The organism is Pedobacter gandavensis (genome assembly GCF_014172405.1).
In the GTDB taxonomy this organism is placed as follows: domain Bacteria; phylum Bacteroidota; class Bacteroidia; order Sphingobacteriales; family Sphingobacteriaceae; genus Pedobacter; species Pedobacter gandavensis.
On sequence record NZ_WNXC01000008.1, the window covers coordinates 203,703 to 224,339 of the forward strand.

At 40.4% G+C, this 20,637-nt stretch carries 18 protein-coding genes; 13 read left to right on the forward strand and 5 right to left on the reverse strand.

The genetic code is table 11. The annotated features are described in order from the left end of the window. Positions 1-5: 5 nt before the first annotated feature. Positions 6-1,082: a glutaminyl-peptide cyclotransferase gene (locus GM920_RS19585; RefSeq protein WP_235964587.1), complete on the forward strand. Its 1,077-nt coding sequence runs from the start codon at positions 6-8 to the stop codon at positions 1,080-1,082. A gap of 57 nt (positions 1,083-1,139) precedes the next feature. On the opposite strand, the gene GM920_RS19590 is transcribed toward GM920_RS19585, so the two are convergent. The 3 genes from GM920_RS19590 to pgi all read right to left on the reverse strand — a co-directional run bounded on the left by GM920_RS19590 (position 1,140) and on the right by pgi (position 4,060). Further along, positions 1,140-1,676, reverse strand: coding sequence for a DUF4251 domain-containing protein (locus GM920_RS19590; protein WP_182960642.1), 537 nt, complete (start codon positions 1,674-1,676; stop codon positions 1,140-1,142). Positions 1,677-1,812: 136 nt separating this feature from the next. After that, positions 1,813-2,340 carry a DUF4251 domain-containing protein gene (locus GM920_RS19595; protein WP_182960644.1) on the reverse strand — a complete coding sequence of 176 codons (528 nt, stop codon included), beginning with the start codon at positions 2,338-2,340 and terminating at the stop codon, positions 1,813-1,815. Positions 2,341-2,413: 73 nt separating this feature from the next. Next, positions 2,414-4,060, reverse strand: a complete 1,647-nt coding sequence (gene pgi, locus GM920_RS19600; RefSeq protein ID WP_182960646.1) for a glucose-6-phosphate isomerase — start codon at positions 4,058-4,060, stop codon at positions 2,414-2,416. A 120-nt stretch (positions 4,061-4,180) separates the two neighbouring features. Here pgi and GM920_RS19605 point away from each other — a divergent pair, with 120 nt between their 5' ends. The 4 genes from GM920_RS19605 (at position 4,181) to GM920_RS19620 (ending at position 8,150) form a co-directional block, all read left to right on the forward strand. Continuing rightward, on the forward strand, positions 4,181-5,485 hold the full coding sequence (locus tag GM920_RS19605; RefSeq protein WP_182960648.1) for an amidohydrolase: 1,305 nt from the start codon (positions 4,181-4,183) through the stop codon (positions 5,483-5,485). 83 nt (positions 5,486-5,568) lie between these two features. Beyond that, the gene (locus GM920_RS19610; protein WP_182960650.1) at positions 5,569-6,069 is read left to right on the forward strand and encodes a hypothetical protein; all 501 of its coding nucleotides are present in this window, start codon (positions 5,569-5,571) and stop codon (positions 6,067-6,069) included. 83 nt (positions 6,070-6,152) lie between these two features. Next, a protein-coding gene (prfB, locus tag GM920_RS19615) for a peptide chain release factor 2 (protein ID WP_182960652.1) occupies positions 6,153-7,230 on the forward strand; the annotation gives its coding sequence in 2 pieces (ribosomal slippage) (positions 6,153-6,212 and positions 6,214-7,230; 1,077 coding nt in all). 2 nt (positions 7,231-7,232) lie between these two features. Next, complete coding sequence (locus GM920_RS19620; RefSeq protein WP_182960654.1) at positions 7,233-8,150, forward strand: alpha/beta hydrolase; 918 nt, start codon at positions 7,233-7,235, stop codon at positions 8,148-8,150. Here GM920_RS19620 and GM920_RS19625 read toward each other — a convergent pair. Beyond that, a complete protein-coding gene (locus GM920_RS19625) occupies positions 8,147-9,016 on the reverse strand; it encodes a transglutaminase-like domain-containing protein (RefSeq protein WP_182960656.1) in 870 nt (289 codons plus the stop codon). The genes GM920_RS19620 and GM920_RS19625 overlap by 4 nt on opposite strands. A 44-nt stretch (positions 9,017-9,060) precedes the next feature. On the opposite strand from GM920_RS19625, the gene GM920_RS19630 reads away from it, so the two are divergent. Further along, complete coding sequence (locus GM920_RS19630; protein ID WP_182960658.1) at positions 9,061-9,843, forward strand: O-methyltransferase; 783 nt, start codon at positions 9,061-9,063, stop codon at positions 9,841-9,843. On the opposite strand, the gene GM920_RS19635 is transcribed toward GM920_RS19630, so the two are convergent. Beyond that, positions 9,840-10,973: a BamA/TamA family outer membrane protein gene (locus GM920_RS19635; protein ID WP_182960660.1), complete on the reverse strand. Its 1,134-nt coding sequence runs from the start codon at positions 10,971-10,973 to the stop codon at positions 9,840-9,842. The two genes, GM920_RS19630 and GM920_RS19635, sit on opposite strands and share 4 nt — an antisense overlap. A gap of 161 nt (positions 10,974-11,134) precedes the next feature. On the opposite strand from GM920_RS19635, the gene GM920_RS19640 reads away from it, so the two are divergent. From GM920_RS19640 to GM920_RS19670, 7 genes are all read left to right on the forward strand, one after another. Then, complete coding sequence (locus GM920_RS19640; RefSeq protein WP_182960662.1) at positions 11,135-12,115, forward strand: deoxyhypusine synthase family protein; 981 nt, start codon at positions 11,135-11,137, stop codon at positions 12,113-12,115. Between the two features lie 252 nt (positions 12,116-12,367). Continuing rightward, a complete protein-coding gene (locus GM920_RS19645; RefSeq protein WP_235964588.1) occupies positions 12,368-13,663 on the forward strand; it encodes a cytochrome c3 family protein in 1,296 nt (431 codons plus the stop codon). A gap of 44 nt (positions 13,664-13,707) precedes the next feature. Then, entirely contained in the window at positions 13,708-16,779 is a 3,072-nt protein-coding gene (locus tag GM920_RS19650; RefSeq protein WP_182960664.1) for a TAT-variant-translocated molybdopterin oxidoreductase, read from the forward strand. A 23-nt stretch (positions 16,780-16,802) separates the two neighbouring features. Then, entirely contained in the window at positions 16,803-18,275 is a 1,473-nt protein-coding gene (nrfD, locus tag GM920_RS19655; RefSeq protein WP_182960666.1) for an NrfD/PsrC family molybdoenzyme membrane anchor subunit, read from the forward strand. 2 nt (positions 18,276-18,277) lie between these two features. Then, positions 18,278-18,814: a DUF3341 domain-containing protein gene (locus GM920_RS19660; protein WP_182960668.1), complete on the forward strand. Its 537-nt coding sequence runs from the start codon at positions 18,278-18,280 to the stop codon at positions 18,812-18,814. After that, on the forward strand, positions 18,807-19,394 hold the full coding sequence (locus GM920_RS19665; protein ID WP_235964589.1) for a c-type cytochrome: 588 nt from the start codon (positions 18,807-18,809) through the stop codon (positions 19,392-19,394). Before GM920_RS19660 ends, GM920_RS19665 begins: the two co-directional genes overlap by 8 nt. Positions 19,395-19,408: 14 nt before the next feature. Continuing rightward, positions 19,409-20,623 (forward strand): quinol:cytochrome C oxidoreductase, encoded by a 1,215-nt coding sequence (locus tag GM920_RS19670; RefSeq protein WP_182960672.1) that lies wholly within the window; start codon positions 19,409-19,411, stop codon positions 20,621-20,623. The last annotated feature ends 14 nt before the right edge of the window (positions 20,624-20,637 follow it).

Consider the following 20,637-nt stretch of genomic DNA (forward strand, 5'->3'; position numbering starts at 1 on the left):
AAATCATGAGTTTATCTAAATTAGTCCTTTCGGCTTGCTTATTACTAAGTGTTTCGTTTGTGATTTCTTGTAAAAATAATACCACAGTAGGTTCTGGTGTAAGTTTCAAAGCTCCGGAACAAGGGCAAAGTTTTCCTCTGGGAACGGATGTAAAAGTGGCATTGGAAGTACCTTCGGGGAGTAACATTACTTCCGCTGTTTATACATTGGACGGGAAGCCTGTTGCGACAAAAAACAATGCTGATCCGGTTGCTATACCGACAAAAGGCTTGAGCTTGGGTTATAAGCTGATTACAGCCATTATAGAGGAAGATGGGAAGAAAGATACGTTAACGATCAACTTTGAGTTGAAGTCGGCTGTAGTGCCTTCGCAATACGGTTATCAGGTGATTAAGACCTTTCCTCATGATACAGCTGCGTATACACAAGGCTTGGAATTCCATAACGGTCGCTTTTTAGAAAGTACCGGTCAGGAACAACATTCTTCTTTGAGGTGGGTGGATGTACCTACAGGTAAGGTATTACAACAAACGAAACTGGATGATCAATATTTCGGCGAGGGATCTAGTCTGGTGGGTGATAAAGTGGTGATGCTAACCTGGCAAAACAGATTGGGTTTAGTTTTCGACGCGAAGACTTTAACTCAGCAGTCTACTTTTCCGTACCAGTCGAGCATGGAAGGCTGGGGTTTATGTTTTGATGGCCAAAGGTTGTATAAATCTGATGGCACCAATAAGATCTGGTTCCTGAATAAAGACAATTATAAAGAAGAGGGTTTTATTGAAGTTTATAACAATTATGGTCCGGTACCTCAGCTGAATGAGCTGGAGTATATTGACGGTAAGATTTATGCCAATGTCTATACAAAAAATGTAGTGGTGGTGATTGATCCGGCTACGGGTGTGGTAGAGAAAGAGATTGATTTTACTGGTTTGTTGCCGGCTGGATATTATAAAGATGAGGTAGATCAGGCGAATAATGTACTGAATGGCATTGCCTATGATAAAGCGGGTAAACGATTGTTTGTAACCGGAAAGAAATGGCCTCATATGTTCCAGGTGAATCTGGTTGCGAAGCCTTAATCTCCACGTTGGTTCCTAAAAAAAGCCGTTATATTCTGGATATAACGGCTTTTTTCGTTAATGCTTCTTCTTATTTTCTGCAATGACTACAGGTTCAGAAATGACCCCATTATAGGAGATCGATTGTCTATTGGTATTGTTTACATGTAAAGTGGCATAACCATCAGGAGATATCCTTAAAGTCATGCTGCGTACATCTTTCGCATCTTTAGGTTTGATGTCGATTACCCATCTGCCTTTTTTATTAGGACTGGCGTTGTAATCGAAATTTTTCGACTTAAATTTTATTCCATCATCATTGCCCATTGTGGTATAAGCTTTACCATAATAAGGAAGGAAAGCCTCTACGCTGTCTTTGTTAATGATGAGCTGGTATTGAGATCCATTCAGTTGGATCAAGCTAGACTTCCCGTTAGGCAGTATGCTCAATACTCTGTTTAAATCAGGATTGGGCATGGGGATGGCTGCCGTTGCATTAAAGATAAGGTGCTTGGCGGCCACCAATTTACTAGTCGTTTCCTTATCTGTTTGGGCCATGGCTTGGACCGCAGAAAAAACAATAAGAAGTGCTAACAGTTTTTTAAATGTTCTCATGATCATACCTTTTGTTTGTTATTTGGTGATAACAAGATAGCTATAAAAGGTTTAATTTTATAGCTATCTTTTCTGGTATTTCATAAAAAAAACCGTTACATCCTGGATATAACGGCTTTTTTTATGAATCTTATTATTATTCTTCTTTGACAACAGGCTCAGAGATGACACCATTAAAGGTGATGGACTGTCTGTTGGTGCTATTTACATTTAAGCTGGCATAACCACTAGGAGATAGGCTTAAAGTCAGGCTACGTACGTCTTTCGTGTCTTTAGGTTTAATTTCGATTATCCATCCGCCTTTTTTCTTTGTGGTGGTTTTATAATCGAACTTTTTAGATTTAAACTTTATTCCTGCATCATCAGAGTTCATGGTAGCGGTATAAGCTCTTCCGTAGTAAGGTAGGAAGGCTTCTACACTGTCTTTATCAATTTTAAGCTGATATTGAGATCCATTCAGTTGAATCACGCCACCTGTGCCACCTGGCATTCTGCTCAAAACTTTGTTTAAATCAGCATTGGCCATGGGAATAGCAGCCGTCGCGTTAAAGACAAGATGCTTGTCAGCCACCAATCTGGTTGTGGTTGCTTTATCAGTTTGTGCCATGACTTGCACTGTAGAAAAAACAATAAGAAGTGCTAACAATTTTTTTAATGTTCTCATGATCATATCCTTTATTTGATTAGAACAATATAGCCCTTAAAAGGTTTAATTTTAAGGGCTATATTTTTTTCTTTTATCTCCAGTTTTTATACTGGTTGATCAGGCCATTTGTGGAAGCGTCATGCGATTGAACCTCCTGCTCTCCTTCTAGTTCCGGAAGAATGCTCTTGGCCAGTTGCTTGCCCAATTCCACCCCCCATTGGTCGAAGCTGAAGATGTTCCAGATGATACCCTGAACGAAGATTTTATGTTCATAAATTGCGATCAGTGTACCTAAGCTGAAAGGGGTAACTTTTTTCAAGAGAATAGAGTTTGTCGGCCTGTTTCCTTCAAAGACTTTGAATGGTGCGAGTTTCTCTATTTCTTCGCTGGTTTTACCTTCTTTTTCCAGTTCTGCAATTACCTGCGCTTTAGTTTTGCCATTCATTAGTGCTTCTGTTTGAGCGAAGAAGTTCGACAATAAAATTGGGTGGTGTTCGCCGAGTGGATTTAAGCTTTGTGCAGGGGCTATAAAATCGCAAGGGATTAAACGTGTGCCTTGGTGAATCAGTTGATAGAAAGCGTGTTGTCCATTTGTTCCTGGTTCTCCCCAGATGATAGGTCCGGTTTCATAAGTTACGTCATTGCCATTACGGTCTACATGTTTACCATTACTTTCCATATCTCCTTGTTGGAAATAGGCAGCAAATCGGTGCATATATTGGTCATATGGTAAGATGGCTTGTGTTTCTGCATCAAAAAAGTTGATGTACCAGATACCGATCAAAGCCAGGATTACCGGTACATTGTTTTCAAATTCTGTATTTTCAAAATGAGTATCAGCAGTATGTGCACCTGCAAGTAGTTGCTTGAAATTGTCGAAACCAATGCTTAATGCGATCGGCAGGCCGATGGCACTCCATAATGAATATCTTCCACCTACCCAGTCCCAGAATTCGAACATGTTGTTGGTGTCAATACCAAAAGCAGATACATCCTTGGCATTGGTAGAAAGTGCTGCAAAATGCTTGGCTACATCGCCTTGTTCAGCACCGCTATTTAAGAACCAATCCTTTGCACTATTGGCATTGGTCATGGTTTCCTGTGTGGTAAAAGTTTTGGAAGCGATCAGGAATAAGGTAGTTTCCGGATCTACATTTTTTAAGGTTTCTGCAATGTGCGTTCCATCGATATTGGAAACGAAATGCATATTTAAGTGGTTTTTATAAGCTTTTAGTGCTTCTGTAACCATAACAGGGCCTAAATCAGAACCACCAATACCAATGTTTACTACATCTGTGATGGCTTTACCAGTATAACCTTTCCATGATCCGGAAATGATGTCCTGACTAAATTTATCCATTTTCTCCAATACTTTATTCACTTCTTCCATGACATCTTTGCCATCTACAAGAATCGGGTTGTTGCCCTGGTTACGTAAAGCGATGTGGAGTACCTGACGGCCTTCAGTCTGGTTGATTTTCTCGCCATTAAACATGGCCTTAATGGCCTCGTCTAATTTACACTCTCTGGCCAGTTGCATCAACAAGGCCATGGTAGTATCGTCAATTCTGTTCTTTGAATAGTCGACAAGGATATCTTCAAATAGTAGCGAGAATTTTTCAAAACGGGAAGCATCTTCCGTAAATAGATCCTTTAAGCTTTTTTCATTGATACCGATAAAATGATCGGTCAAGTATTTATAAGCTGCAGTTTCTGTAAAGTTTATCGTTGGTAGCATGATATAGTGTTTTTGTAAATGTAGGGGTTTATTTTATTTGCTGAAATGACCTTTTTAATATTTCTATCCGAAATGAATATCGGCTCATTATCTTATATTTAGCGTATAACAAACAGGTTTATGAAAAGATTTTACTTTATACTTTTGGTTTTATGTGGGTTTAATGCGGTTGCGCAACAGCGAAATATGAGGTCTGAGGTTTCAAAAAAGGCATTAAGCATTCGGCAGCAGGTGATAGACTGGCGTCGGGATTTACATGAACATCCGGAATTGGGTAATCAGGAAACACGAACCGCTGGCATTGTTGCCAAACATTTAAAGTCATTGGGCATCGAAGTGCAGACGGGTGTGGCCAAAACAGGTGTGGTTGGAATCCTTAAAGGAGGAAGGCCTGGGCCGGTTGTGGCATTACGTGCAGATATGGATGGTTTACCAGTCACAGAGCGGGTAGATTTACCTTTTGCTTCAAAAGTAAAAACAGTATACAATGGGCAGGAAGTTGGGGTGATGCATGCTTGTGGTCATGATAGCCATGTGGCAATTTTGATGGGCGTGGCAGAAGTTCTGGCTGCTATGAAAAAAGACTTGCCTGGGACGGTAAAGTTTATTTTTCAGCCGGCTGAAGAGGGGGTACCTGAAGGAGAAGAGGGAGGTGCGGCATTGATGGTGAAAGAAGGGGTATTGGAAAACCCGAAAGTGGAGGTGATTTTTGGCTTGCACATCAATTCGCAGACCCCAGTTGGAGAGATTACTTATCGTCCTGGAGGAATCATGGCTGCCGTTAATGATTTGAAGATTACGGTGACTGGTAAGCAGGCGCATGGTGCTTATCCATGGAGTAGCATTGATCCGATTGTGATTTCTGCACAAATTGTGAATAACCTGCAAACGATTGTGAGTAGGAATCTGAATGTGACTGAAAATCCAGGGGTGGTGACGATTGGTGCCATTAATGGAGGTATTCGTTCCAACATTATTCCGGAGAAAGTGGAAATGTTGGGCACCATCAGGAATTTTAGTAAGGAAGATGAAGCAATGTTTATAGAGCGGGTGAAAACCATTGCCACAAAAACGGCTGAAGCGGGTGGTGCTCGGGCAGAGGTAAAGATTCCGTATAGCAACCATTATCCGGTTACCTTTAACGATGTGGTATTAACGGAAAAGATGTTGCCCAGTTTGCAGGCTACTGCGGGAGCGGCTCATGTGCGCTTGAAACCTCCGGTAACAGGAGCTGAAGACTTTTCTTTTTATCAGGAAAAGGTACCTGGCTTGTTTATTTTTCTCGGCGGGATGCCAAAAGGACAAGATCCATTGAAGGCACCTTCACACCATACGCCGGATTTCTTTATTGACGAGAGTGGGTTTGGCTTAGGAGTGGAAGCGCTTAGTAACCTGGCACTTGATTATATGAATTTGAAAAAATAACGACCGAAATTTGAATTAGGGATCATTTTAATTGATTATATTTAAGATACTAATATTAGTACATCACCTAGAAAAACAATTTTATGTTAGAAAATTTGAATGAACTGGTTAAACAAAGTGCTCAGGATGCAATTGTGAACAATTCCGAGATTCCTAATGAGCAAAATGAAGCAGCAATTCAAGCGGCTTCCGGTTCCATTTTTGACTCGTTGAAACAACAATTGTCGTCCGGAAATATTGGTAATCTGGTGGATGCCTTTAAGGGTGGAGATGTAGCGAATTCTTCAGTAGTGAAGGATGCTTCCTCTGGTTTTATTGACAAGCTATCTGGAATGGGTATTAATCTGGATTCGGCGAAAGCCATTGCGGCTTCTATCATTCCCGGAGTGATGGGCAAGTTGGTGAGCAAGACCAATGATCCGAACGACAGCTCTTTTAATCTTCAGGATATGTTAACGAAGATTTCTGGTCCTGACGGGAAGTTTCAGTTGTCTGACCTGACGAACTTGTTTAGTGGCAATACTGAAGGTGGAAAAGAAGGAGAAGGCGGTATTGTTGACAAGTTAAAAGGGCTTTTTAGTTAGTAAAAAGAAGGGGTTTGAAGGGGTTCTGTGCTTGTTTTTGAAAACAGGGACAGAACCTCTTTGTATTTTATATATTTGTGATTATGACAAAAGAACAAATACAGGATTTAAGGGACAGAGTAGCGTCGCTGAGGAGGCATCTTTGACGTCGAAACCCGACTTGAAGAAATTTATATAGAGCAGGAGCTTACCCTGCAAACCGACTTTTGGGATGACCCCAAAAAGGCGGAAAAACATTTGGCAGGAATCAATTCCAAGAAAGTGTGGACTGATGCCTGGCAGGCCGTAAGCAAAGAGCTGGAAGATACAGAAGTGATGTTTGAGTTTCTACAGTCTGGTGATGCCAGCGCAGAAGAAATGCAGGAACAGTACGACCGTTGTTTGAAAATGGTGGAAGAACTGGAACTGAAAAACATGCTGAGTAGTAAGGAAGATCAGCTTCATGCAGTCATGCAGATTACAGCGGGTGCTGGAGGTACGGAGAGTTGCGATTGGGCCGCAATGTTGATGCGTATGTACATCATGTGGGGCGAGAAGAACGGTTATAAGGTGACAGAACAGGATTCTCAGGAAGGAGAGGTAACGGGTATAAAATCGGTTACACTTCAATTTGCCGGAGATTTCTCTTATGGTTATCTGAAAGGAGAAAATGGAGTTCACCGTTTGGTGCGCATTTCACCATTTGATTCCAATGCACGCAGGCATACTTCTTTTGCTTCTGTATATGTTTATCCTCTAGTGGATGATACGATTGAGATTGAGGTAAAGGATTCAGAAATTGAATTTGAGACTTTCCGTTCTGGTGGTGCTGGTGGACAAAATGTGAATAAAGTGGAAACAGCCGTGAGGTTGTATCATAAACCTTCCGGTATTGTGATTAAAAACCAGGAGTCGCGTTCTCAGCTACAGAATAAAGAAAATGCAATGCGCTTGTTGAAATCGCAATTGTATGAAGCGGAGATGCGTAAGCGCATGGAAGCGACTGCGCTAATCGAAGGCTCCAAAAAGAAAATTGAATGGGGATCGCAAATCAGGAATTATGTGTTGCATCCTTATAAATTGGTAAAAGATTTACGTACCAATTATGAGACCTCTAATGCGCAAGCAGTATTGGATGGGGATTTGAATGAATTTTTGAAAGCTTACTTAATGGAGTTTTAAATATGAGATACCTTATTGTACTATTGATGACCGGTCTTTTTGCTACAAATAGCGCGATGGCGCAGGAAAGTATATTAATTTATCCAGGAGCAATTCCTGGATCGAAGCCAACACCTGCGGATTTTAAAGAGCTTTCTGAAACCGGGAAAGACGGGATCATCAGGGTCAGTAAGGTATCTATACCTACGCTTAAAGTTTTTTTGCCGGCGAAGGATAAGGCAACCGGGGCAGCGGTGATTATTTGTCCAGGGGGTGGTTATGGCATTTTAGCAATTAACCATGAGGGGGATAATGTGGCAAAGCGTTTCAATGAGATTGGCGTTGCTGCTTTTGTCTTGAAATACCGTTTGCCGGATGATGCGATCATGGTGGATAAGTCTTTCGGGCCTTTACAGGATGCCGAGCAGGCGATTTACTTGTTGAGGAGGGATGCCGCGAAATACCATATTGATCCTGCAAAAATAGGGATCATGGGTTTCTCAGCTGGCGGCCACCTTGCTGCTACATTGACCGTCCATTATAAGGATGTTAAAATTGAGAATAAAGAGGGACTGAGTCTTCGTCCCGATTTTTCTATGTTGATTTACCCGGTAATCTCTCTTTTAGAGTCGCCCCATACCGGTTCCGCAAAAAATCTGACCGGGCCAAATGCAACGTATTCGCAAAAGGAGTACTTTTCAAACGAGCGCCATGTGGATGCGGAAACTCCGGTTACGTTTTTAGTTCATGCCAATGATGATAAATCTGTTCCTGTTGAAAATAGCCTGTCTTTTAACAAGGCGATGGTGAAGGCAGGGAACAAGGCCGAGCTACATGTTTATCAAGGCGGTGGACATGGTTTTGGGTTAAACAATAAAACAACCCAGGATCAGTGGTTTGACCGTTTGGTAAACTGGATGAAAGCGAATAAGATCATCTAGAGGTCGGTATCATTGAGAATGTCCTGCAATTCCTTCAATTCTTTTACTTTATCTGTTGAGCCAAGATTCTCATAAGAAGAGATGAGGTTTCTGATGATTCTTCGGATGATTTCTACATTGCTACAGGGTGCATAAAAGCCAGGTAAAGGATCGAGATTTAATTGACGAAGGAACTGGTCTACGTCATGTTTGCCAAAAATCGCTCCTTTATTAAAAGCATTGATGTAAAAGAGCACGCCAAACTCTTTGTCTTCCCTTTTGCTTTCATCAATATAACCCAGGATAAAGTGTTGTGGTAGATTGACGCCATATACCGGGATGTCCAGTTTTTGCGCAATGGTCGAATAGATGATGGCTAAAGAAATTTGATTTCCTTTCTTACTGTCCAGGACCTGATTGATGTAAGAGTTTTGAGGGTCATGGTGATTCTTCGTGTTTCCACTGAAACCATATACATTATAGAATACGTGATTGATGAGTTTGATTTTTTCAATGGAACTCATTTCATATTGTAGCCCCAGCCAAACCTCTCTTTTGATTTCTTCCATCTGGAGCTGGATCTTTTCTTCGTTGAGGTCCGGGTATTGATACCTATTGATTACCAATGCACCTTGAAGCAGGTCGAAAGCACCACTATGGTACCAAAGATTCAGGTCTTCTTTAACACTGTTGAATTGGATCTTATGAACCACATTCTCGATTCTCTCCTGCAAGACCGCATCCAAGGATTGTTCCCATGCATTTTCCAGAAAATGAACCACCTCTTCTCCATACTCCAACAGGCGTTTTTCAATATGTTGGAAGATCTCCGGATCGGGATCGTCTAACAATTTGACTAAAGCACTTATTTCTTTACTATTTTCCATTAAACATGCAACTTAGAATCATGTGATTGCTTATTTTTGTAGCTATGGTTTTCAATTTTATCAGCGACTATCTAAAGCACCGATTGACTTCAAAAAGCAGACATGGTACTCATTCTCCTTTCGTTTATAAGCTCACAGATGAGGTAATTTACGATTTTAACGCTAAAAGTGATTACAAAAGCATTGAAGCGCAAAGAAAAAAACTTTTAAATGACGATTCTTTAATTACGGTTACGGATCTGGGTGCAGGTTCTCATTTGAATAAAAACCGGACTAAAAAGGTTCGACAGATCGCAAAAAATGCGTTGAAGAGCCCTAGGTTGGCACAGTTAATTTATCGCCTTGCGAAAGAAAATCAGCCAGATCACATTTTAGAATTGGGTACTTGTCTGGGATTGACTACTTCTTATCTTTCTAAGGCTTGTCCGGAAGCAGATATCGTGACCATTGAAGGATGTCCGGAAACGGCAAAAGCAGCTTATAAAAACTTTCAGGATCTGGAGCTCGATAATGTAGAGCTGAGGGTAGGGAACTTTGATGCCTTACTTCCTGACTTCATCGAACAGGCTGAACGATTGGATTTTGTTTATGTAGATGGAAATCATAGAAAGGATGCGACCCTCAATTACTTTAACTGGTGTTTGCCAAAAGTGCATGAGGGTTCGTTATTGATCTTTGATGATATTTATTGGAGCGAGGGAATGAAAGAAGCCTGGGAAGAGATCAAGAACCATCCGGATGTTACGGTAACCATCGATTTGTTTTGGATCGGTTTGGTCTATTTTAAAAAGGGACAAGCAAAAGAGCATTTTAAGATTAAGTTTTAAAATGCTTCGGCCAGGGTGAAATAGAAACCACTCTGGCGTTTCTCATGAATCCGCTTTTCTCCTATTGCATAATCCATGCGCACACTGAGTCCTTTCTCCGGATCGAAGAAATACCTTCCGCCAACTCCATAAGAAGGTTTGAAGTTTTTGACAGCAAAATCGCCATTGGCAAAAACTTGTCCGGTTCCGGCAAATACAACTGCACCGAATCGGTTGTTGTAGCGGTAACGGAGTTCCGCCTGGCCTGCCAATAAATTTTGATCCCGATAGCGTCCGGTATAATATCCCCTCATCATTTCATCATTACCTAGCTGTGGCAATAAATAGAAAGGTATCTTTTTCCCTTGTATCGTATGGAATAAAGCATTTACGCCCAATACGAATTTAGGACTGAGCGACCAGAAGTTTCTGACGTTCGCTTTGATGACGCTTCCGCTGAAGCTTTCGCCTGCCCATAGTTTAGGTGCATATTGGTAGGCAATACGGCCGAGGAATCCTTTGGTGGGGTAGTTGTTCGAATTTCTGGTGTCGTAGCTCTGTGACACCCCTACATAGGCTACATTGCCTCCTGACCGATGAAAGAGGTCAGGGTCGGTGTCGAATATTCCACCTGGTATTTCATTTTTAAAGTTATAGTTTTCAAATCCCAGGGAAAGTCCGGTATAAGCATGTGGGAACATTTTTTTCTCTGCTTCCAGCATGATCCTCGATTGTCGCTGTACGAGACGGTCTGAATTTGCAAATAAGGTTTCATTGCCAATTCCAAAAAAATCGAAGGGCATTCTTTTAAATCTGAATTCAGAAATAAAATGGTAATCGTTGCCTTTGGTCCAGATGTCACTCTTTAAAGAGAAGTTGTACTGTCCTTTGGTTGATACGGAAGCGACTCCTGAAAAATTGGAGCTGCGGTTGGTACTGTCTTTTCTATCCAGGTAAGTAGAGTATAGTGCGCCAAGTCCGAATTCTGCTCCGATTTCCTGGGAGTACCGGAAGATGGGAACGGGCATAAAGCTCGCTCTGCGGGAACTATCTGTTTTTTCTGATAAGTATCTTTTAATAAATTTCTTTTGTGCGGATGCGTTTGTGAGGGTAATAATCAGTATAGTGATGCAAAGCGAAATTCTCTTCATTGGCCTAAAATAGGGAAAGATTTGTATTAATTGGGTTACTGGCGATCCCTTAGCAAGATTAGCGCCAGTAATTGATCTCGTTTGATTTTTAAAGCGGGGTTAGGATTAGTCCTTTACGATTATTTGCCTATTTTTGCGCTAACAACAAAATTTAATCAAAAATGAGTACGAAAAGAGGACCTATCTCGCAATTCATGGAGACAAATTATCTCCATTTTAATGCGGCAGCTATGATGGATGCGGCTAAAGGATACGAAACACATTTGGATGAAGGTGGTAAGATGATGATTACGCTAGCAGGCGCAATGAGTACTGCTGAGCTTGGCATCTCCTTAGCTGAAATGATCCGTCAGGATAAAGTTTCGATTATTTCTTGTACTGGTGCGAATCTGGAAGAAGACATTATGAATCTGGTTGCGCATTCTCATTACAAACGAGTGCCTAACTACCGTGATTTAAGTCCACAGGATGAGTGGGATCTTTTAGAGAACCATTACAACAGGGTTACAGATACTTGTATTCCTGAAGAAGAGGCTTTCCGTAGATTGCAGAAACACATCAATAAGATCTGGAAAGATGCAGAAGATGCTGGAGAGCGTTTCTTCCCGCATGAGTTTATGTATAAGATGTTATTGAGTGGTGATCTTGAGCAATACTATGAGATTGATCCTAAGAACTCATGGATGCTTGCAGCAGCAGAAAAGAACTTGCCGATTGTAGTACCAGGATGGGAAGATTCTACGATGGGAAATATCTTTGCGTCTTATGTGATGAAAGGTGAAGTTAAAGCGACTACTGTAAAAGGTGGTATTGAATATATGGGATATTTAGCAGACTGGTACATCAAAAACAGTTCTGGTAAAGGCATCGGATTCTTCCAGATTGGTGGAGGTATTGCGGGTGATTTCCCAATTTGTGTGGTTCCAATGTTGTATCAAGACATGGAAATGGAGAATATTCCATTCTGGAGCTATTTCTGTCAGATTTCTGATTCGACTACTTCTTATGGATCTTATTCAGGTGCAGTGCCGAACGAAAAAATCACTTGGGGTAAATTAGATATCAACACGCCAAAGTTTATTGTAGAATCAGATGCAACAATTGTTGCACCACTGATCTTTGCATGGATATTAAAAATGTAAATTGAATTTACAAATATTGTCAATGTGAGGTTGGCTGAGGAGAATCAGCAGTTTTTCGAAAATTGCTGATTTTCTTCGTTTAAAGCCCCAAAAACAAACTATTTAGATTGATTATAAATTGTATTTACTGTCATTTATTTGTCATTGGTAAGTTAATAAATTTTACTTTTGTGGACGTTTTGGTGTAGAACCTAAGTTCGATTGCCAAAGGCGGTTTACAAGTTTTTTAAAAAATAGCATAAAATACTCATTATGAGGGATATCTCATTGATCATTAGAAGAGTTTGGAAGTCGGCATTCATGTTTACGGCTTTATCTGTTTTAATCGTTTCTGCAACACAAGCGCAAGATGTAGTGGAGGGAAGAAAAATATTTAAAGATAAATGTTCTTCTTGTCACCAATTAGACCGTAACAGTACAGGTCCGGCTTTAACTGCCAAAATGAACGAGCTAGACGAAGCCTTTACCATCAAATGGGTAAGGAACTGGAAAGCTTTAGTTGACGCGGGCGACAAGCAAGCGATTGAGGCAGCGAAGTTCTCTCCATCGGAGATGACCACGTTTCCTACGTTAACAGACGAACAAATTAAAAGCGTTATCGCTTACGCTAAAGCGGGCGAGCCTAAGAAAGAAGGCGATGCTGCTGCAGCAACTGCAACTGTAGATACAGGTGTATCTAATTTTTCTATCGCAGGTATCGTTGCTATTATCTTAATATCGATTGCGGTATTGGTGATTTTAGGACGTGCGATTAAAATGTTAGAGCGTTTAATCTTAAAGAAGCAAGGTGTTGAAATCAACGAAGAGAACGATGTTCCTTTAACTGTTGGTATTCGCAGATTGTTCAAAAACAAAAAATTTGTATTTTTCTTTATCTTATGCTTGGTAGCTGCTTTATCTACCTTTGGATGGATGTCGATGTGGAATACAGGTGTACATACTGGATATCAGCCGGTACAACCGATTAAGTTCTCTCACGAATTACACGCTGGAACGAATCAGATTGACTGTCAGTACTGTCACTCAGGTGCATTTAAATCTAAAAATGCTTCTATTCCATCTGTGAATGTTTGTATGAACTGTCACAAATCGGTACAGGCTACTGAGAAGTATAACGGTGAGATTTCTCCGGAGATTCAAAAGATCTACACTGCGATCGGTTACGATCCTGCAACTTTGACTTACGACAAGTCTAAAGAGAAACCAGTAGAATGGATTCGTGTACACAACCTTCCTGATTTTGCTTATTTCAACCACTCTCAACACGTAGTCGTAGGTGAGGAAGCGATCAGAAAACAAAAAGGTCTTCAGCCAAATGAGCCGGTATGTTTTGCATGTCACGGTCCGGTGAATACCATGGAAGAAGTATATCAGTTCTCTCCGCTAACGATGAAATGGTGTATCAATTGCCATAAAGACGCTGAGATTTCAGGTAAAGACAACGCTTTCTATACGAAAGTGATTGAAGCCCATGAGAAAATCAAAAAAGGCGAAAAAATCACTCCTGCATTATTGGGTGGTTTAGAGTGTGGTAAGTGCCACTATTAATAAGAGTTTAATAAGAACGTTCGATAAACAGTAATATAGCTTAAATGGAAAGCAATAAAAAATACTGGAAAGGCTTAGAGGAGTATAAAAACACTCCCGATTTTGTTGAAAACAACAAAAACGAATTTGCTGAGCCCCTTCCAATAGAAGATGTTTTAAATGAAGCAGGGTTAAGTACGGTAACCCCGCGCCGGGACTTTTTGAAAGCACTAGGTTTCGGCCTGGGAGCGGTAACGCTTGCAGCTTGTCAGACAGCTCCGGTTCATAAATCAATTCCTTATGTCATCAGACCTGAAGAGGTAGTTCCGGGTATCCCGAACTACTATGTATCAAGTTTCAATGGCCAAAGTGTATTGGTGAAGACCAGAGAGGGACGTCCAATTAAAATTGACGCAAACCCTAATTCAGGAGTATTCAGTACAGGTACAGATGCACAGGCGCAAGCTTCTGTTTTAGACCTTTATGATGTTTCTAAATTACATGGTCCTGTTTTAAAGGATGATGAAAAAGTAACTTGGGCTAAGATTGATGAGTTTGTAAAAGGCGAATTAAACAAAGCACAGGCATCAGGTAAGAAGATCCGTTTGGTTTCTTCTTCAGTAAACAGTCCTTCTACTAAAGCAGTAATCGCTGACTTTACTACTGCTTACCCGAATACAAAGCACGTTCAATACGATGCAGTATCTTATACCGGTATTATCAAAGCAAATGAAAATAGCTTCGGTAAAGCGGTAGTTCCACAATATAGATTTGACAAAGCTGACCTGATCGTAAGTTTCGGTGCAGACTTTTTGTCTACCTGGATTAGCGGTGAAGAATTCACTTCCCAGTATGTTGCGAACAGAAATCACAAGTCTTTAAAGGCTGGTAAAATGTCACGTCACTTCCAGTTCGAAGCTGGTATGAGTGTAACAGGTACTAACGCTGATACGCGTGTACCGGTTAAACTATCAGAAGAGGGACCTGCATTAATTACTTTATATAATACCATTACTGGAAATAACTTAGCTGGTGCTGCTTTACCAAATAACGTAACTGCTGATAAAGCGATTAAGTTGGTGGCTAAAGAATTGTTGCAAAACAAAGGAAAAGCATTAGTAGTTTCAGGTTCAAATGACGTGTCTACTCAGATTCTGGTAAATGCGATCAACGCTGCAATTGGTAGTTATGGTACAACGATCGACTTAGACAATCCTTGTAAGCGTTACGCAGGTAATGATGCTGAGTTTGCTGAGTTTATCAATGAAATGAACAGGGGAGAAGTTGCTGCGGTATTCTTCTTAAATGCAAACCCTGGTTATGATGTAGCAAATACTAAAGCTTTTGCTGATGCATTGGCTAAGGTAGCTTTAAAAGTTTCGTTCGCTGATCGTAAAGATGAGACTTCGAGCTTATGTGATGTAATTGCAGTTAACCATAACTATTTAGAGTCATGGGGTGATGCAAGTGCTTACGAAGGTAACTACTCCATCATTCAACCAACAATTAATCCGGTATTCAATACCCGTCAGGCAGAAGAGAGTTTATTGATCTGGTCTGATAATGCGGTTAAAGATTACTTCCAGTATGTACGTAATAACTGGGAGAAAAACATCCTTCCTTTATTCGGTAAAACCTGGAAAGAAGTGTTACAAACTGGTGTATTTATTGCAGCAGCTAAACCAGCAGGAGCTTATAACTTCAACTTGTCATTAGCAGCAGTAATTCCTACCATTTTAAATAATAGCAAATCATTAGCAAAAGACATCGAGTTACAGGTTTACGAAAGTGCATCAATGCGTGATGGTAGACATGGTAACAATGCTTTCTTATTAGAATTACCTGATCCGGTTTCTAAAGTAACCTGGGACAATTATATTGCTATTGCGCCTAAATTCGCTGAGAAATTAGGTTATAAAGAATTCGATATTGTATCTGTAAAAGCTGCAAACGGTTATACCATTGACTTACCTGTGTTGATTCAGCCAGGACAAGCTCAGGGAACTGCTTCTATCGCTTTAGGATTCGGTAGAACGATGACTGGTAAAGCTGGAAATAATGTAGGTAAAAATGCTTATCCTTTTGTAAGCTTCAGCAATGGTACTTCTCAATATGCTACTACTGTTCAATTGACAGGAACTGGCCGTAGAGAGGAATTGGCGCAAACACAAACGCACCATTCATTCGAAGGAAGAAACATCATTCGTGAAGCGACTTTCACTGAATATAAAAAGAATCCAGCTGCAGGTTCAGGTAATGACCATGCAAAACATAAAACTTATGATTTATGGGATGCTTACGAGAAACCAGGTAACAACTGGGTAATGGCAATCGATTTGAATGCTTGTACGGGTTGTGGTTCTTGTATTGTTGCTTGTAACGTAGAGAATAACATTCCTGTTGTAGGTAAAGAAGAGGTTCGTAAGCGTAGAGAAATGCACTGGATCCGTATCGACCGTTATTACAGCTTTAATGTTGAAGGAGATGCGCATGCAGAAGAAGCACATGGCAGTCATGGTACTGGTATCAATGCGGTAACTAAAGAGAAAGAAATTGCTCATTTAGATAACCTTGATAACGTATCTGTAGTTCACCAACCAATGCTTTGTCAACACTGTGACCATGCTCCATGTGAGACGGTTTGTCCGGTATTGGCAACAGTACACTCTTCAGACGGCTTAAACCACATGGCTTATAACCGTTGTGTAGGTACACGTTACTGTGCGAACAACTGTCCGTATAAAGTACGTCGTTTCAACTGGTTCAACTACTGGAATGATTCTCGTTTTGATAACTACTTGAACAATGAATTTACGCAGTTGGTACTTAACCCTGATGTAACTGCCCGTTCAAGAGGTGTTATGGAGAAATGTTCTATGTGTATCCAACGTATCCAAGCTGGTAAGTTAACTGCTAAGATGGAAAAACGTCCATTAAAAGACGGTGATATCAAAATGGCATGTCAGCAAGCGTGTTCGGCAAATGCGATCATCTTTGGCGATGCCAATGATCCTGAGTCGGAAGTATCTAAAGCATTACGTAGTGAGCGTATTTACTATGTATTGGAAGAGATCAACGTACAACCGGGTATAGGTTATATGACAAAAATTAGAAACACAGATACAGTACAAGCGTAAGCTGATATTAAAGAAAATAAATTATGTCAGGACATAAGGAATCAATATTAAGAGAGCCATTAATCACCGGCAATGATATCACGTATGCAAAGATTACGAATGATATTTTAATGCCAGTTGAGAACAAGCCTAACAGGGCATGGTGGATAGGATTTATACTCGCACTTTGTGGCGCCACACTTTGGTTAGTATCCGTTGGATATACCTTCTGGTTTGGTATCGGTGCATGGGGATTAAATAAAACAGTTGGATGGGCATGGGACATCACCGGATTCGTTTGGTGGGTAGGTATCGGTCACGCAGGAACACTGATCTCTGCGGTACTATTACTCTTCCGACAGAACTGGAGGAACTCCATTAACCGTTCTGCAGAGGCGATGACAATTTTCGCCGTAATCTGTGCAGCGACATATGTAGTGTCCCACATGGGTAGACCATGGTTGGCTTACTGGGTACTTCCATTACCGAATCAATTCGGGTCATTATGGGTAAACTTTAACTCTCCATTAGTTTGGGATATGTTTGCCATTTCTACTTACTTCTCGGTATCACTATTATTCTGGTATACAGGTTTATTGCCTGATATCGCGACTATTCGTGACCGTGCAATAGGAACAAGACGTAGAATCTATTCTATCCTTTCTTTTGGATGGTCTGGTAACGTAAAAACATGGCAACGTTTTGAGGCGGTATGTATCATCTTAGCCGGTATTTCAACGCCACTGGTACTTTCGGTACACACGATTGTATCTATGGACTTTGCAACCTCGGTAATTCCAGGATGGCATACCACGATCTTCCCTCCATATTTCGTAGCAGGGGCGATCTTCTCAGGATTTGCGATGGTATTAACATTACTATTAGTAGCACGTAAAGTATTAGGTCTTGAGAACTACATCACGATGTTCCACATTGAATCGATGAATAAGATTATCATTCTAACTGGATCTATTGTAGGTGTGGCTTATATCACAGAGTTTTTCATTGCCTGGTACTCGGGTTCAGAATACGAGCAATACGCTTTCATTAACCGTTCAACCGGACCATACTGGTGGGCTTACTGGATGATGATGACGTGTAACGTAATCTCTCCTCAGTTACTTTGGTTCAAAAAGATCCGTACAAGTATCGCAGCAACCTGGATTTTATCTATCGTTGTAAACATTGGTATGTGGTTCGAACGTTTTGTAATTATCGTGACTTCATTACACCGTGATTATATCCCTTCAAGTTGGGCGATGTTCTATCCAACATGGGTAGATGTGGGTGTATTTGTAGGCTCAATCGGAGTGTTCTTTACCTTGTTCCTTTTATTCTTAAGAGTATTACCTTCTATTGCAATTGCAGAGGTGAAGCTGTTACTGAAGAGTGCAAGTGAGCAATCTAAAATGGAACAAATTAAAGAAGGTCATTTGGACAAAGAACACGTGAAAGAATACGTAGAGTCTTTAGAGAAATTTGATAGTGTTAAACAAGAAGAATACGCAAAAATATAACAATGAGTAATATCAAATATATTTTAGGCAGTTTTGGTGATCCTGACGAAATGATGCATGGCATCGACCAGTTACAGGCAAATAACATTAAAGTACATGATGTTTATACACCAATGCCTATTCACGGCATCGAAGCTAAATTAGGGATCAAAAGATCTAGGTTGGATATTCTTGCATTCTTTTGCGGGGTAACCGGTACCATTTCTGCATTCGCATTAATCTACTTAACCTCGGTGGTAGATTGGAAACATAATATTGGTGGTAAACCTGCTTTAGCACTTCCGGATTTTATTCCGATTATGTTTGAAGTAACGGTTTTATTCTGTGCATTCAGTTTAGTGGGCGCTTACTATGCTTCAACGCATTTGTTCCCAGGAAGAGCACCTAGAGTAATGGACTTAAGAGCTACAGACGATAGATTTATTATCGCTGTGGATGCAAAAGAAAATACCGATCATAATAAAATTGATGGTTTATTAAAAGATGCAGGTGCTTTAGAGATTAAGCACAATGAAAGGAAGTATATTAGCTATGAATAAGAATAAAGTAGTTTTAGCCTCATTTTGTATTCTTGCCAGTGCTGTTGTCTTTTCAGCTTGTAAAGATCCGCAAAGTACCGGTTTAGAATATGCAAGGAACATGTATGATCCGATTGCTTATAATCCAGATCAGCCAAACAAAAACTTTAAGAATGGATCAACGGCGCAAACGCCGCCAGCTCATACTACCCCGGTAGGGTTCAATAAGTATGACGACTATCCTAACACTAAAGAGGGATATGAAGCTGCTGGTGCTAACCTGGTTAATCCGCTTCCTGAAACAGAACAAAATCTAATCGCAGGAAAGCATTATTTCACCGTATTCTGCTCGCCATGTCATGGTGAAAAAGGAGATGGACAAGGTCACTTGGTAAAAATCGATAAGATCAGTGGTATTCCAGCTTATCATGGTGATGCAGCTTCATCACGTGGTGGTTTGATGAAAGACCTTTCTGCAGGAAAAATTTATCATACGATTGAGTATGGTTTAAATAACATGGGTTCACATGCCTCTCAACTATCTCCTGATGAAAGATGGAAAGTAGTGATGTATGTTCAACAATTACAAAAAATACAATAGAAAAGCACAAATAAATGGGAACTCACAATTATAATTTAACTGAGCAGTTTGAGTTTACAGGTAAAGCAAAAACCTTAAGTCTGATCGCTATTGTCCTAGGGGTACTCGCTATAGGATATGGCTTTTCAGCGGAGGCGCTTCATGAGCGTACTTTTGCAAACTTGTTACTGATGGCTTATTACTTCGCATGTGTTTGCATGTCAGGTGCATTCTTTCTTGCTGTTCAATTTGTAGCACAGGCTGGTTGGTCTGCTTCTATATTACGTGTACCACAGGCGATGGCTAAAACCTTGCCGATTGCGGTTGTTATTTTAATCGCAGTAATGGCAGCTGGTTTGTACACACACAACTTATATCATCACTGGAATGCTCCGGGCTTAACTGATCCAAGCAGTCCTAATTATGATAAACTAATCGCTGGTAAGTCAGCTTTCCTTAACGTTCCATTCTTTATGGCACGTCAGGTGATCTTCTTAGGTGTTTATTCTTTCTTCGCAGTTTGGTTCGCTAAATTGTCAGTGAATGAAGATTTAAAAGGAGGTTTGGATTCTTACAGAAAAAGTTTCAAGTACTCTTGTATATTCTTAGTAATCTACGGTTTTACTACACCAATCTTTGCTTTTGATACCATCATGTCTCTTGAGGCACATTGGTTCTCTACCATGTTTGGTTGGTATAACTTCGCAGCAATGTGGGTTAGTAGTTTAGCAACGATGGCGATCATCATCATCTTGTTGAAAAAAGCAGGTTACATGAAATGGGTAAACAATAGTCACCTACACAATTTAGGTCAGTTTATCTTCGGTTTCTCTATTTTCTGGACTTATGTATGGTTCGCTCAATTTATGTTGATCTACTATGCAAACATGCCAGAAGAAACTGTTTACTTCTACAAAAGATTTGATCACTACCAATTCTGGTTCTACCTGAATCTAGTATTGAACTTCTTAGCGCCTGTTTTATTATTAATGGACAGAGACAATAAGAGACAAGAAAACATCATGTTAACGGTTTGTATCATCGTATTGTGTGGTCACTGGGTTGATTATTACCAAATGATTATGCCGGGAACTGTTGAAGAACACCATGGTTTTGGTTTTATTGAGATTGGAACTGCTGTAGGTTTTGTAGGATTGTTTACCTTTACCGTTTTAAGAGCACTTAGTAAGCAGCCTTTAATCGCAAAGAATCATCCGTTCTTACAAGAAAGTTTGAATCATCACTTGTAATAGGTGATCTTAAT

Coding starts and splice junctions, on each gene's coding strand:
- GM920_RS19585 (WP_235964587.1), top strand. CDS start 6: ATGAGTTTATCTAAATTAGTCCTTTCGGCTTGCTTATTACTAAGTGTT.
- GM920_RS19590 (WP_182960642.1), bottom strand. CDS start 1,676: ATGAGAACATTTAAAAAACTGTTAGCACTTCTTATTGTTTTTTCTGCG.
- GM920_RS19595 (WP_182960644.1), bottom strand. CDS start 2,340: ATGAGAACATTAAAAAAATTGTTAGCACTTCTTATTGTTTTTTCTACA.
- pgi (WP_182960646.1), bottom strand. CDS start 4,060: ATGCTACCAACGATAAACTTTACAGAAACTGCAGCTTATAAATACTTG.
- GM920_RS19605 (WP_182960648.1), top strand. CDS start 4,181: ATGAAAAGATTTTACTTTATACTTTTGGTTTTATGTGGGTTTAATGCG.
- GM920_RS19610 (WP_182960650.1), top strand. CDS start 5,569: ATGTTAGAAAATTTGAATGAACTGGTTAAACAAAGTGCTCAGGATGCA.
- GM920_RS19620 (WP_182960654.1), top strand. CDS start 7,233: ATGAGATACCTTATTGTACTATTGATGACCGGTCTTTTTGCTACAAAT.
- GM920_RS19625 (WP_182960656.1), bottom strand. CDS start 9,016: ATGGAAAATAGTAAAGAAATAAGTGCTTTAGTCAAATTGTTAGACGAT.
- GM920_RS19630 (WP_182960658.1), top strand. CDS start 9,061: ATGGTTTTCAATTTTATCAGCGACTATCTAAAGCACCGATTGACTTCA.
- GM920_RS19635 (WP_182960660.1), bottom strand. CDS start 10,973: ATGAAGAGAATTTCGCTTTGCATCACTATACTGATTATTACCCTCACA.
- GM920_RS19640 (WP_182960662.1), top strand. CDS start 11,135: ATGAGTACGAAAAGAGGACCTATCTCGCAATTCATGGAGACAAATTAT.
- GM920_RS19645 (WP_235964588.1), top strand. CDS start 12,368: ATGAGGGATATCTCATTGATCATTAGAAGAGTTTGGAAGTCGGCATTC.
- GM920_RS19650 (WP_182960664.1), top strand. CDS start 13,708: ATGGAAAGCAATAAAAAATACTGGAAAGGCTTAGAGGAGTATAAAAAC.
- nrfD (WP_182960666.1), top strand. CDS start 16,803: ATGTCAGGACATAAGGAATCAATATTAAGAGAGCCATTAATCACCGGC.
- GM920_RS19660 (WP_182960668.1), top strand. CDS start 18,278: ATGAGTAATATCAAATATATTTTAGGCAGTTTTGGTGATCCTGACGAA.
- GM920_RS19665 (WP_235964589.1), top strand. CDS start 18,807: ATGAATAAGAATAAAGTAGTTTTAGCCTCATTTTGTATTCTTGCCAGT.
- GM920_RS19670 (WP_182960672.1), top strand. CDS start 19,409: ATGGGAACTCACAATTATAATTTAACTGAGCAGTTTGAGTTTACAGGT.